The organism is Paenibacillus gyeongsangnamensis, from assembly GCF_027533625.1.
Classification (GTDB): domain Bacteria; phylum Bacillota; class Bacilli; order Paenibacillales; family NBRC-103111; genus Paenibacillus_G; species Paenibacillus_G gyeongsangnamensis.
In genome coordinates, this window is the sequence record NZ_JAQAGZ010000020.1 from 142,936 (window position 1) to 155,613 (window position 12,678).

Annotated in this window: 12 protein-coding genes; 10 read left to right on the top strand and 2 right to left on the bottom strand. The window is 55.2% G+C overall.

All coding sequences use genetic code 11. The annotated features are described in order from the left end of the window. The first annotated feature begins 25 nt into the window (after window positions 1-25). From O9H85_RS26995 to O9H85_RS27025, 7 genes are all read left to right on the top strand, one after another. Window positions 26-1,492, top strand: a complete 1,467-nt coding sequence (locus tag O9H85_RS26995) for a glycoside hydrolase family 13 protein (protein ID WP_269884511.1) — start codon at window positions 26-28, stop codon at window positions 1,490-1,492. Window positions 1,493-1,675: 183 nt separating this feature from the next. Next, window positions 1,676-2,446 carry an SDR family NAD(P)-dependent oxidoreductase gene (locus O9H85_RS27000; protein ID WP_269884512.1) on the top strand — a complete coding sequence of 257 codons (771 nt, stop codon included), beginning with the start codon at window positions 1,676-1,678 and terminating at the stop codon, window positions 2,444-2,446. Between the two features lie 100 nt (window positions 2,447-2,546). Further along, window positions 2,547-2,843, top strand: a complete 297-nt coding sequence (locus O9H85_RS27005) for a hypothetical protein (protein WP_269884513.1) — start codon at window positions 2,547-2,549, stop codon at window positions 2,841-2,843. 76 nt (window positions 2,844-2,919) lie between these two features. Further along, the gene (locus O9H85_RS27010; RefSeq protein ID WP_269884514.1) at window positions 2,920-3,222 is read left to right on the top strand and encodes a hypothetical protein; all 303 of its coding nucleotides are present in this window, start codon (window positions 2,920-2,922) and stop codon (window positions 3,220-3,222) included. Next, window positions 3,167-4,498 carry a 5'-deoxyadenosine deaminase gene (locus tag O9H85_RS27015; RefSeq protein ID WP_269884515.1) on the top strand — a complete coding sequence of 444 codons (1,332 nt, stop codon included), beginning with the start codon at window positions 3,167-3,169 and terminating at the stop codon, window positions 4,496-4,498. The genes O9H85_RS27010 and O9H85_RS27015 overlap by 56 nt, the downstream gene beginning before the upstream one ends. Window positions 4,499-4,522: 24 nt before the next feature. Continuing rightward, window positions 4,523-5,611: an XdhC family protein gene (locus O9H85_RS27020; RefSeq protein WP_269884550.1), complete on the top strand. Its 1,089-nt coding sequence runs from the start codon at window positions 4,523-4,525 to the stop codon at window positions 5,609-5,611. Continuing rightward, window positions 5,547-6,131 (top strand): nucleotidyltransferase family protein, encoded by a 585-nt coding sequence (locus O9H85_RS27025; protein ID WP_269884516.1) that lies wholly within the window; start codon window positions 5,547-5,549, stop codon window positions 6,129-6,131. Before O9H85_RS27020 ends, O9H85_RS27025 begins: the two co-directional genes overlap by 65 nt. A 111-nt stretch (window positions 6,132-6,242) precedes the next feature. Here the strand turns inward: O9H85_RS27025 and O9H85_RS27030 are convergent, their stop codons facing one another. Next, on the bottom strand, window positions 6,243-7,001 hold the full coding sequence (locus O9H85_RS27030) for a M14 family metallopeptidase (RefSeq protein WP_269884517.1): 759 nt from the start codon (window positions 6,999-7,001) through the stop codon (window positions 6,243-6,245). Between the two features lie 189 nt (window positions 7,002-7,190). On the opposite strand from O9H85_RS27030, the gene O9H85_RS27035 reads away from it, so the two are divergent. Next, a complete protein-coding gene (locus O9H85_RS27035) occupies window positions 7,191-7,922 on the top strand; it encodes a YheC/YheD family protein (protein WP_269884518.1) in 732 nt (243 codons plus the stop codon). A gap of 187 nt (window positions 7,923-8,109) precedes the next feature. Here the strand turns inward: O9H85_RS27035 and O9H85_RS27040 are convergent, their stop codons facing one another. Further along, on the bottom strand, window positions 8,110-8,835 hold the full coding sequence (locus O9H85_RS27040) for a C40 family peptidase (protein ID WP_333474274.1): 726 nt from the start codon (window positions 8,833-8,835) through the stop codon (window positions 8,110-8,112). A gap of 452 nt (window positions 8,836-9,287) precedes the next feature. On the opposite strand from O9H85_RS27040, the gene O9H85_RS27045 reads away from it, so the two are divergent. Then, a complete protein-coding gene (locus tag O9H85_RS27045; RefSeq protein ID WP_269884519.1) occupies window positions 9,288-10,298 on the top strand; it encodes a 2-oxoacid:acceptor oxidoreductase family protein in 1,011 nt (336 codons plus the stop codon). Window positions 10,299-10,337: 39 nt separating this feature from the next. Then, complete coding sequence (locus O9H85_RS27050) at window positions 10,338-12,641, top strand: thiamine pyrophosphate-dependent enzyme (RefSeq protein WP_269884520.1); 2,304 nt, start codon at window positions 10,338-10,340, stop codon at window positions 12,639-12,641. The last annotated feature ends 37 nt before the right edge of the window (window positions 12,642-12,678 follow it).

Here is a 12,678-nt window from a genome sequence, read left to right on the forward strand (position 1 = left end):
CCGCCGCCGTTCGTTCAACATCGCGATGCCGCAGTTCGACGAGCTGCTCGCGGAGTCTCACCGGCGCGGCATCCGCGTCATCATGGACCTCGTAATCAACCATACGTCCGACGAGCATCCGTGGTTCGTGGAGTCGCGCTCCTCCAAAGACAACCCGAAGAGGGATTATTATATATGGCGTCCGGGCAAGAACGGGCTGGAGCCGAACAATTGGGAGTCGATCTTCGGCGGTTCGGCCTGGCAGCTCGATGAGGCGACGGGCGAGTATTATATGCATTTGTTCTCCGTCAAGCAGCCCGACTTGAATTGGGAAAACGCGGATGTTCGGCGTGAGCTGTACGACATGATCAATTGGTGGCTGGATAAAGGCATTGACGGCTTTCGGGTGGATGCGATTACGCACGTGAAGAAGATCAAATCGCTCCCGGATCTGCCGAATCAGGACCGTAAGCGTTATGTGCCTTCCTGGGACGGGCACCGCAACCGGGAGGGGCTGCTTGATTATTTGCGCGAGCTCAAGGCCGAGACGTTCGCCAAATACGATATAATGACCGTCGGTGAAGCGAACGGCGTAGAGCTGACGCAGGCGGAGGATTTCGTCGGTGAAGCCGCCGGCGTGTTCAATATGATCTTCCAATTCGAGCATATGACGATCGATCAAGGCCCTGGAGGCAAATGGAACCTGAGACCGGATTGGAAGCTTTCCGAGCTCAAGGAGATTTTGTCGCGCTGGCAAACGGGTCATGAGGGCAGGGGCTGGAATGCACTTTTCCTTGAGAATCACGACGTGCCGCGTTCGGTATCCCGTTTCGGCAATGACCGGGATTATCATGCGGCGTCCGCGAAGATGCTGGCGACCTGTTATATGCTGATGCAGGGGATGCCTTATATCTATCAAGGGCAGGAGATCGGCATGACGAATGTACGTTTCGATTCGTTGGAGCAGTACCGCGACGTGGAGATCATGAACTGGTTCCGCGAAGGGGCGGCTGCAGGCTTGAGCAAATCTGAGCTGCTGGAGCCAGTTTATGCTCAAGGCCGCGACAACGCCCGGACGCCGATGCAGTGGAACGGCGGGAAGCATGCGGGCTTCTCTCAAGCGGAACCCTGGATCGAAGTGAATCCGAACTACGTCGACATCAATGTGGAGCGGCAACTGCAGGACCCGCATTCCATTCTTCAGTATTATAAAAAACTGATCCGTTTGCGCGCGTCCGAGCTTGCTGCGATCTACGGTTCTTACGAGCTTCTGCTGCCCGAGGATGAACGGGTATACGCTTATTTGCGCACGCTAGGAGAGGAGAAGCTGCTCGTATTATGCAGCTTTTGCGAGCATATTGCCGCGATATGCTTGCCGGAGGAGGTAGCGAAATCGCGCAGCCTGCTGCTGCTCGGCAATGTGAAGCCGGCGGAACGGATAACGGAGGACGATGCGTTAGGCGGTTCTCTTGCGCTTCAGCCGTATGAGGCGAGAGTTTACAAGCTGGTTTGACCGATAAAATTCTCTCTAAAAGTGCTTTGATCAGAGGCGCTTCTTCAGAATCCGTCTTTCAAGAACAGCTAAATTTCCCTTGAAGGACGATGGCAGGTTATAATAAATCAACGCGTTTGCGCCGTTCTTTTCCGGAGAAGACGGCGTTTTGCTGTAATCCAATAGGATGAAGGAGGACAATTCATGTATTTGCCGTCATTTCAACTGGAAGGGAAGAAAGCGATCGTAACCGGGGCCGGAAGAGGGATTGGCCGCGCATTGGCGATCGGACTCGCCGAGGCGGGAGCGGATGTTGCCGTACTCGCGAGAACGCCGGACGATTTGAACCGCACAGTGGAGGAGATTGAAGCGCTGGGCCGTCAAGCGCTGGCGCTCCCGGTGGATCTGAAGGACAAGCGGGCGCTGGAAGGCGTGATAAGGCAAGCCGAAGCTTGGGCGGGCCGCATCGATATTCTCGTCAACAACGCCGGTATGAACATACGTACGCCTGCGCTGGAGGTATCGGAAGAAGAATGGGATACGATTATGCAGACCAATCTGAAGTCGGCTTTTTTTCTCTCTCAACAAGTGGGCCATCATATGAGAGCTGCCGGCGGAGGGTCGATTATTAATATTGCTTCCGTTGCCGGGCACGTTGCTCTCCGGACAGGAGTCGTTTACGGTTCGTCCAAAGCGGCGCTGATTCAAATGACCAAAATTCTCGCGCTGGAGTGGGGGAAATACGGCGTGCGCGTCAATGCGATCGGACCGTGGTATTTCAATACGCCGCTGACCGAGAAGCTGCTGGCTGATGAAAGCTTCGTTCAGGAAGTACTCTCCCGCACACCGATGAAGCGGATCGGAGAGATGCCCGATTTGGTTGGACCGGTGGTGTTCCTGGCGTCCGATGCGGCTGCATATATGACGGGGCAAACGCTCTATGTCGACGGCGGGATGACGATTTACGGCTTCTAAAACCGGCACATTACAGCCGCTTTCCGTTTGCTTCGTGCATGGAGGGGACGCATAATCCGCACCATATCGCGCACGATATACCTGAAGAGGTGATGTCGGCATGATCTGGTGGATGACCGTCGCGGCGCTGCTTTTGCCCGCACTGATGCTGGGCTTCCGTTTTACGGAGCCGCGGTCCGCTTTCTGGTTCGATACGGCAGCATTAATCTGTCTTTATGCTTTTGGCATTCTGTGCTTTGCCGCCGTTGCAAACACGATTATCGAAGGTGCGGAATCGCTGACTGAAATACATAACTTATTTCTGAGCCCGGTCTGGCTGACGAGCGGGGGATATTTGGGCGTTTACGTGCTGTATCGTTCCTGGATTGACTTGTTTCGGCGTTACCGGGAGATGTAGAGCGGATTTTGCAAAACGATAACTGCAAAATGAATGCAATGAAGCGGCAGGCCTCCGGAATTTCCGGAGGCCTTTTGTGCGATGCAGAACGGTTTTCTCCGCAGGACTCGGCATCAAGCTCGGCCGGTTCCGGTCCGATGTGCCCCAAGCGATTCTCGAAGAGACGGAACGGCTCGCTTTTTCCTTGACGGACGAGCATTTGATGAAAGTGGAAGAGGGCTTGTTCCATCAAGCGACCGAAATCATAACATATCATGTGGACCTCATATATAAGAAGTATACGGATCAAACGGTGCCAAGTCATAATCCCAAGGGGGAGCCTCATGTCGAAGCTGCTTATCAAACAAGCGCAAATCGTTACGATGAACGAGACGGATGATATTCTAACCGGGGACGTTTGGATTGAAAACGATCGAATTATCCACATCGCCCCGCGGCTTGAAGGTCTGGAGAAGCAGGCGGACCGCATCATTTATGCGCAAGGCCGCACGCTGCTGCCGGGCTTTGTACAGACGCACATTCACCTGTGCCAGACCTTGTTCCGGGGCAGGGCGGACGATCTGGAGCTGCTGGATTGGCTGAAAAAGCGAATATGGCCGCTCGAGGCGGTGCATGACGAGGAATCAGTCTATTATTCGGCGATGCTCGGCATCGGAGAGCTGATCCGCAGCGGCACGACAACCATCTTGGATATGGAGACGGTGCGGCATACGGAATCGGCCTTCCGGGCGATCGCGGAGAGCGGAATACGCGCGGTGTCGGGCAAAGTGATGATGGATTGCGGCGATGAGGTACCGGAAGCGCTGCAGGAGGAGACAGAGGCTTCGCTACAAGAAAGCGTTGAGCTGCTGGAGCGATGGCACGGCCATTCGGGAGGACGAATCCAATACGCTTTTTGTCCCCGGTTCGTGGTGTCTTGTACGGAGAGATTGCTGAAGGAAGTGAGGGACTTATCCGCGCATTACGGCGTCAAGGTGCATACCCACGCCTCCGAGAACCGGGGCGAGATCGAGCTGGTGGAGCGGGAACGGGGCATGCGCAACGTCGTATACCTGGATCACATCGGTCTCGCATCGCCGCGGCTCATTCTGGCCCACTGCATTTGGCTGAATGACGAAGAGAAAAAGATAATTCGCGAGCGGGGAGTGAAGGTGACGCATTGTCCGAGCTCCAATCTGAAGCTCGCTTCGGGGATTGCGGAGGTGCCGGATCTGCTGTCGAAGCATATACATGTCGGGCTCGGAGCCGACGGCGCTCCCTGCAACAACAATTTGGATATGTTTCAGGAAATGCGGACGACGGCCCTCATACACAATGTACACCACGGGCCGACGGTCATGGATTCGCGGACGGTTCTCCGGATGGCGACCATGGGCGGCGCCGAGGTGCTGGGAATGGAACGGGAAATCGGCAGTATCGAGACGGGAAAAAAGGCGGATTTGATCCTGCTGGATTTAAATGATTTTCATGCTTATCCCTCTTTCGATGCGAACCCGTATTCGCGCATTGTGTACTCGGCAACCCGCGGAGACGTGGATATGGTGATGATTGATGGCAGAGTGGTCCTGGATAACAAGCGTCATCTGACCATTGATAAATCCTTGGTGCTTAGGGAAGCGGATCGCTCGATCGAAAGGCTGCTGCAAAGATGTTAGCGGAGTGGAGGGATCGGCGTGGAGATGCATGAGCTGTTAGGCATTTGGGCGGAGTCCGGGCGGCGGGGGGTCATGGCTACGGTTGCCGAGGTGGAGGGACATGCCTACCGGAAGTGCGGCGCTTCCATGCTGCTGCTCGAAGGCGGCGGCCGGTTCGGCAGCATTAGCCCGGGCTGCCTGGAATCGGATCTGGAAGCCCGCGTAGAAGGTGTTCTGGAGCTTCGAAGGGAGCAATGGGTTGAATACGATATGCGGGAGGAGGACGATCTGTCGTGGGGGGAAACCATTGGCTGCGGGGGCCTTATCCGCGTCCTGCTGGAGCCGCTGAACGAATCGTTCGGGCAGATCATGACGGAGCTCAAACGCCGGCTTGACGATGGAGAAGGCGTTGTTTTATCACGGCACTTTGCGGATTCCTGGTCGGTCACAGGCTACAAGTTGGAACTTGCGAAAGCCGACTCCGCCGAGGACGGAAGGACCGTGATCCTTCAGGAGGAGCAGGGCTGCTTACTGCAGATACGGTATCAACCGTGCCCGAGGCTGCTCATCTTCGGCGCCGCGGATGATGCCATTCCTGTTGCGGGATTGGCTGCCCGGAACGGCTTCAGGGTATGGGTCGGGGATTGGCGCGAAGGCTTATGCACTTGGGAACGTTTCCCCCGTGCGCGGCGATTTGTCGGATCTCCGGCCGAATGGATCGAAGCTGCAAAGGTGACGGAAAGAGATTATGTAGTTGTGATGAGCCACCATTTTCCGAGAGACCGTGAGCTTCTCGCCCGGCTGCAAGGCATCGAGCTGAGCTACCTCGGCATCATGGGCTCCGTTACCAGGACGGAACGGCTGCTGCAGGATACGGCGGTCCCGGATTGGTTTCGCTACCCGGTCGGCCTGCGCATTGGAGCGGCCGGTCCGGAGGAGATTGCCGTCAGCATCGTGGCGGAGCTGATCAGCGTCCGCAGACGGGCGGAAAGGAATGGAGAAAGGAAAGGGAGCGATGGGGAAACGGAAGGCGACCGGGATTTATTTGGCTGCTGGGGCAAGCACGCGGATGGGGCGCTCCAAGCTCGATATCGAGCTGGGGGGCGGCGTAAAGCTAGGCGCTTTAGCCCTTGAGGCCGCCCTGCGAACGGAACTGGATTCCGTGGTTGTCGTGCTTCGCGAAGGCAGCGCAGCGTGGCTGCCGGAGGCTTTCTTGGAGGCGGAACGCGCTGGCCGAGGCCTTCGCACCGTTTGCGGGGAGTCGGACGGCGGGATGGCGTATTCACTCCGGCATGGGCTCAGGATGGCGCAGGAGCGATGGGAGCCTGATGCGGTTCTGGTCCTTCTTGCGGATCAGCCGCTGGTCGGAGCGGAGCTGATTTCCCGCTTGCTTCGAACATACGATGCGGCGGGGGCGGTGTGCGATTATTGCGCGGCGTCATACCGGGAGCAGCTATTGCCGCCGGTGCTGCTCGGGAGTCCGATGTTTCCGGCGGTGGAACGGTTAACCGGGGATGAAGGGGCTAGGGCGCTGCTGCGTCTTCCGCAATATAAGGGAGAGCTTGTTCGGGAGAGGGAGGAACAACGATTTTGGGATGCGGATACGCCCGAGGATGCGGATCGGATCGGTCTTTTTTTTCAGGGACATAGGTAAGGTATGTGTTATGTTCAAGCAAATAGAGGGCTTAGGGCGACATTCGCTCCGGAGAATAGATGCCGGTAATGGCCCATCACAGGTTTCAGCTTAAAAAGATCTTGCCTTTCGTCAATGGCAAGATCTTTTTATCTTCATCGGCCGTACGCGATAATTCGAAACCGCCGCCGAATTCGTACAGGATTCCTCATCCGTAACCAGGTTTGACTCAATTAAAAGCTGCCGGACAATTTGCAATTGATAATGAACCCGCTCGGAGAAAGGCAAGCTCCAGCACGTTTCCACGGTGATGGCCCGGGCGTTGATGAAGCGGTAGGCGGCGGTCCTTCCGGAGCCGCGCAGATGATGGAGGCGAACGTTGAAACGGTTCGAGGACTGGGGGATGGAACGATTGACGGATCGCACGATTCGTCTGGCGGTAACGGCGGATTGACGGTCAGGCTGAGTCACCAAGGTTTGGCCAAGCACATGTCGGTTGAATTGCGATAAGCCGTTCGCTTCATGTAAATCGATGAACCAGGAAGGACGGTGCCGCTGCATTAACCCGAACATAGCGGCGGAAAGAGGGTGACAGGCACCTTGGCTTGGTCTGCGGGGGAAGGTACGGTTCAAATCGGGAATTCCGCGGATTCGAAGCCGGTAAGCCTCCTGATTGACAATGGGCACAAGAATGAGCTTCCCCGCTTGAATGAACATTTCACCCTCCTGAAGCAAGCCTAGCAGTTTCTTCGCTGCGTTTACGCTGGCTCTTTCATTGCCATGGACGCCGGATGTGATCATTAAGGTGCTTCCCGGGGAGCTTCCGTTGGCAATATAATATGGGGTCTTCCACGGCTTGCCTTTCCCTAGCCAATGACTCGTTACCTTCATGAAAACGTCACCTCCCGGGTAGTTTAACGTACGACAGAAGCTCGTTTCCCGCAACGGACAAAGGGCTAGATCGTGCCGCGGATTATGCATCGGCAAAGAAAATCGTTGCACTAGACAGGAGCCCAAACCATCCCGGGCTCCGCGCATATGGATATTTAGAGCGTACGTGTGTCAGAAGGAGGAGGACAAGTGGGAGGTTTAGCGACCAAGCACAATGTATCCAAAGTATTGATGAAGCATCAGGAGCTGAGCCGGTATGTTCCGGAGACCCGCTTCTACGATCCGGAGCTGCTGCGGACCATGCTGCAGCGCTACAAGATGGTTTATGTCAAGCCTAATAACGGCACGGGGGGACGGGGCATCCTGAGGGCCGAAAAGACGGAGAACGGCTATCGCTATCAGTTCAATACAAAAGTTCACATCTTTCGTACCTTCCAGGGGATGGTGCAATCTATGAAACAGTTAATGAAAGACACGCCCTATGTCGTTCAACAGGGCATTCACTTGCTGAAGCATAAGGGAAGGGCCTTCGACTTGAGGATTATGGTCCAGGTGAATCCGCGCGGGGAATGGGAAACGACGGGCATTCTCGGCCGAGTAAGCCATCCGGACAAAATCGTAACCAATCTTGCGAGAGGCGGCGTCGCGGTCTCGATTGAAACGCTGATGAAAGAACGGGCGAGCGACCTGGCCCAATTTAAGTCACGGCTGTATAAGTTCGGAGAACGTGCTTCCCGGCACCTGCATAAAGCTTTCCCGCGAATCAAGGAGCTGGGCCTCGATATCGCGTTAGACCGCGACTTGAAGATCTGGATTCTGGAGGCCAATCCGCGGCCGGCCATATACGGCTTCAAGGACCTGAAGGATAAAAGCATTTACCGAAAAATTTACCGTTATCACAAAGCCTACGGAGACCGGTAAGCGATTCTTTCCGGTAAGGTCTCACCAGGATAAACGGCTACGCCGTCCTTGTATTACAAGGACCAGCGAGTTTACCAAGGTTGATGCGAAGCTAAAAGCTACGAAAACTTATAAATTTTTATCAACTAAAAAAGGAACAAGCAGAGCTCTTCCCAGGGAGAAGTGCTCTGCTTGCCCACGGCAGCTATTAATCCTCGCCATGCTCGTTTTTGGACGAATGTGTTTTATGCGTTTTGCTGTGCTTTGTGTGCTTTTTGCTATGTGTACCGGCGACATGTCCGGATGTCTTCTGAGGCGACGGAGTCGTGACAGCCGGTGCCGGAGCGGTCGGCTGCGTTGTCTTCTGAGGCGCCGGAGTTGTAACAGCCGGTGCAGGAGCGGATGGCTGCGGTGCAGCCACGGCTTGTCCGTTACCCGGAATGACCCGGCGTGCGGTTACGAAGCCCCGGTCCCATGCGCTGCCCGCAAAGTTGGAGATCGTCACGCCAATACCTACGCGATACGTATGAATGACTTGGTTGTTGCCCATATAAATGCTGACATGATTGATAATGCCGTCATGATTCGTATCCGAGAAGATCAAATCGCCGGGCTGCAGCTGATCTTTTGCAACAGGTGTGCCTACCGTCGATTGCTGTCTGGAATTGCGGGGCAAGTTGATGCCGTTTTGCTTAAACACATATTGCGTAAAGGAGGAGCAGTCAAAGAGATCCGTTCTTCCGGAAGCTGCCCCGAAGCGGTAAGGCACTCCAAGAAACCGTTTCCCGGTAGCGATCACGTTGTCGGCGACGCTGGAGCTGGATACGGTGGCCGCATGAGCCTGCTGAGGGGTTACTACCATACTTCCGGAAAAAGCAATCGCGAATGTCAGTGTAATTCCTGCTAAAGTTTTAACGAATTGGCTTTTCTTCATGTTGTTCATAACATCCTCTCTGTGTGGAGTCTAAAGGTGAGGTATAACCTGAGAACAGCATATCACAAAAATTTCCCCCATAATTTACCAGGGTTCAAGCAAACCCTTGCCGGGTATGGCGATCTTCTCTTTTATTAGAAAATCATGAGAAATGTTAAGCGCTTTCCGTCTTGACAAACGGAAGATATTGTTTTTGCCTGCTTCCCTTGATCGTTTCGAATCTCTTAAACTAGTTCTAGACTTCCAAAAGATTGTTAATTAAGCTGCCACGAATACGTGAAGATAGGACCGATTTTGTCACACTTGACGACTGCGTGTCCTTCTATTTATAAGAAAAGATTATATATGAAAACGTTTAATTCCGCGGAAAAGTCTATGCGAGGGGAATAGAAACTGTTATACTATTTTATAGGAATTTTTATCCTTCCATATATTTGAGGGGAGTTGAACTCATGGGGGTTCTACCGAAAACGAACGACCTCGGCTTCTTTGAAATTCGGCTCGAATCCATCGGCGGATTAGGAGCGAACCTGGCAGGCAAAATGCTGGCGGAAGCCGGTGTCGTTGGAAGCGGATTCAACGGTGTCAGCTTTTCTTCCTACGGTTCGGAGAAGAAAGGGTCTCCGGTAAAAGCGCACATTCGTTTTTGCGATTTGAATACGAATATCCGCGACACCACGCCGGTGGAACGGCCGCATGTGGTCGGGGTTTTCCACGAAAACCTGTCCAAGACCGTCAACGTCATCAGCGGCATTTACGAAGACAGCGTCGTGCTGGTCAATTCGTCCCAAAGCCCTGAGCAATTAAAGGACAAGATGAAGCTCATCGGTGGCACGGTGGCGGTCGTGGACGCGACCGGCATTGCCCTGGAGGAGAAGAACCGAGTGAACATGGCGATGCTGGGGGGCCTGTTCCGGTTGTGCGAATTCCTCGATTTCGAGCATATGAAGGGCATTATCCGCAAGTCGCTGGAGAAGAAGTATCCGGGCGCCGTCGAGCCGGCCCTCCGCACGTTCCAGCGGGGCTACGATGAAGTCCAATTCCTGACGTTCGCTCTCCCGGAAGGGGTGGAGATGCCGGCGCACAAGCGTTGGGATATTCCCGTATACGGCTATGAGACCCAGCCGATCGGCGGCACCGTGACGAATCCGGGCAACAGCATCCTGAAGGATCTGAGCATCTCGCGGAACGGGATGATGCCGCATTTCGACGACGAGAAGTGCATCCACTGCGCAGCCTGCGACACGGCTTGTCCGGACTTCTGCTTCGTCTGGGATGAGCAGGCGGACAAGAAGGGACGTCCGCAAATGTTCCTGCAGGGGATCGACTATCAATATTGCAAGGGCTGTCTGAAATGCGTAGTGGCCTGTCCGACGGAGGCTCTGAGCGCCAACCGTGAAACGGAAGGCTACGGCGAGCAGCATCGCGTGCCGCATCGTTTCAATCTGGCGAACGCCAACTAACGAACGCATATAAAGATTTGGGAGAGGTGACACCGTACTATGGCAATCGAAATCAATAAAGAGGTCAGCCTGGGAACCGTAGAGCAGCGGATGGTTTATGAATCCGGCAACGAAATGGCGGCATATGCGGCCCACCAGATCAATTATCACGTGATGGGCTATTTCCCGATCTCTCCTTCGACGGAGGTCGCACAGTTTCTCGACTTGATGAAAGCGAACGGCCAGCACGACATCAAGCTCATCCCGGCCGACGGCGAGCACGGCTCCGCCGGCATCTGCTACGGCGCATCGACCGCGGGCGGCCGCGTATTCAATGCGACGAGCGCCAACGGCTACCTGTACATGCTGGAGCAAATGCCGGTCCAATCCGGAACGCGGTTCCCGATGGTCATGAACCTCGTCTGCCGTTCCGTATCCGGTCCGCTCAACATTCACGGAGACCATTCCGATCTGTACTACGCGCTGAACACGGGTTGGCCGATTCTGATGTGCCGCGATCCGCAGGCCGTATACGACATGAACATCATGGCGATCAAGCTGGCGGAGGATCCGGAGGTACGCCTGCCGGTCATCGTCGCATCCGACGGTTACTTCACTTCCCACCAGAAACGCCGCGTACAGACGTTTGCCCATAAGGAAGATGTTCACGCGTTCATCGGCGAACAGCCGCAGAATTTCCCGCACGTGCTGGACCGCAACAATCCGATCACGGTCGGCCCTTACATGAACGAACCGGACTATATCAATAACTGCTATCAGCAGTCCGTCGCGATGTACAAAGCCGGCGAGGTGTTCGATCGCATCCAGCAGGAGTATAAGGTGCTGACGGGCCGCGATTATCCGATTCTCGATCTATACCGCATGGAAGATGCGGAAGTCGCCGTATTCCTCATGAACTCCGCTTCCGAGATCATCAAGGACGTCGTCGACCAGCTTCGCGAGAAGGGGATCAAGGCGGGCTCCATCGCGCCGAACATGATACGTCCGTTCCCGGCGAAGCAAATTGCCGAGGCTCTAAAGAATGTGAAGGCCGTTACGATCGGCGACCGCGCCGATTCCTACGGGGCGCACGGCGGCAATATGACGCTGGAGATCAAAGCGGCGCTGTTCACGGAAGGCAATCACGACATTCAAGTGATCAGCCGCGTATACGGACTCGGCGGCAAGGACTTCTACGCCGAAGACGGCCATCATTTCTTCGAGCTCGCAATCGAAGCAGCTAAAAGCAACCATGTGGACGTGCCGTTCGATTACTATGGCCATACGCCGGGGGATCCGAATAAGGCGCCTCAACGCGTGCTGGAGCCGATGAAATACGAAGATCTGAAGACCGGCCTCATCACAGTCGATAAGGACGAGACGACGGGGCAGCTGAAGGTGAAGGTACCGCCGATCCGTCAGCTGACGAAGAAGCCGAAGCGTCTGGCACCGGGTCACGGCGCATGTCCGGGCTGCGGCATTTTCTCCGGCCTCGAGCTGTTCTTCAAGGGTATCGAAGGCGACATCGTCGCGTTGTTCCATACCGGCTGCGCGATGGTCGTAACAACCGGCTATCCGTACTCCTCGCATAAAGCGACATACATCCACAACTTGTTCCAGAGCGGCGCAGCGACGCTTTCCGGCGTCGTCGAGATGTTCTGGGAGCGCAAACGCCGCGGCGAGCTGGATCAATATAATCTGCCTGCCGACTTTACATTCGTCATGATTACCGGCGACGGCGGGATGGATATCGGGATGGGACCTGCGATCGGGGCCGCGCTGCGGAACCACAAGATGATCATTCTCGAATACGATAACGAAGGCTACATGAACACTGGCGCACAGCTGTCCTACTCGACGCCACTCGGCCACAGGACTTCTACGTCCAATGTCGGCAAGCATCAAGGAGGCAAGCTGTTCCATCACAAGGATACGCCGCAAATCATGGCCGCGACGAACATTCCTTACGTCTTCACAGGCTCCGAGGCCGCTCCGCAGGATATGCTGAAGAAAGCCGCCAAGGCTCAGTATTATGCGCAGAACGAAGGTCTCGTGTACGGAAAAATTCTGATCACCTGTCCGCTCAACTGGCTGTCCGAAGAAGAGATCGGGCAGACGCTGATCGATCAGGCGGTCAACTCCTGCTTCTTCCCGCTCTATGATATCGAGAACGGCGTGACGACCATTACGTTCAATCCGGAGGAGAAGGGCAAGCGGATCCCGGTCGGCGACTGGCTCAAGAATATGGGCAAGACGAGACATTTGACCAAGCCGGAATATGCCGAAGCGCTTCAATCCTTCGAAGAAGAGGTTGAGCGCCGCTGGAACCGTCTCAAGGCGAAGCACGAGAATCCGTACTTGTAATGCTCCACCTAGAGGCGCAGCTCCGTAGGAGCTTGCG

Coding starts and splice junctions, on each gene's coding strand:
- O9H85_RS27030 (WP_269884517.1), bottom strand. CDS start 7,001: ATGAAGGTAACGAGTCATTGGCTAGGGAAAGGCAAGCCGTGGAAGACC.
- O9H85_RS27045 (WP_269884519.1), top strand. CDS start 9,288: ATGGGGGTTCTACCGAAAACGAACGACCTCGGCTTCTTTGAAATTCGG.
- O9H85_RS27015 (WP_269884515.1), top strand. CDS start 3,167: ATGTCGAAGCTGCTTATCAAACAAGCGCAAATCGTTACGATGAACGAG.
- O9H85_RS27040 (WP_333474274.1), bottom strand. CDS start 8,835: ATGAAGAAAAGCCAATTCGTTAAAACTTTAGCAGGAATTACACTGACA.
- O9H85_RS27050 (WP_269884520.1), top strand. CDS start 10,338: ATGGCAATCGAAATCAATAAAGAGGTCAGCCTGGGAACCGTAGAGCAG.
- O9H85_RS27025 (WP_269884516.1), top strand. CDS start 5,547: ATGGGGCGCTCCAAGCTCGATATCGAGCTGGGGGGCGGCGTAAAGCTA.
- O9H85_RS26995 (WP_269884511.1), top strand. CDS start 26: ATGCCGCAGTTCGACGAGCTGCTCGCGGAGTCTCACCGGCGCGGCATC.
- O9H85_RS27020 (WP_269884550.1), top strand. CDS start 4,523: ATGCATGAGCTGTTAGGCATTTGGGCGGAGTCCGGGCGGCGGGGGGTC.
- O9H85_RS27000 (WP_269884512.1), top strand. CDS start 1,676: ATGTATTTGCCGTCATTTCAACTGGAAGGGAAGAAAGCGATCGTAACC.
- O9H85_RS27005 (WP_269884513.1), top strand. CDS start 2,547: ATGATCTGGTGGATGACCGTCGCGGCGCTGCTTTTGCCCGCACTGATG.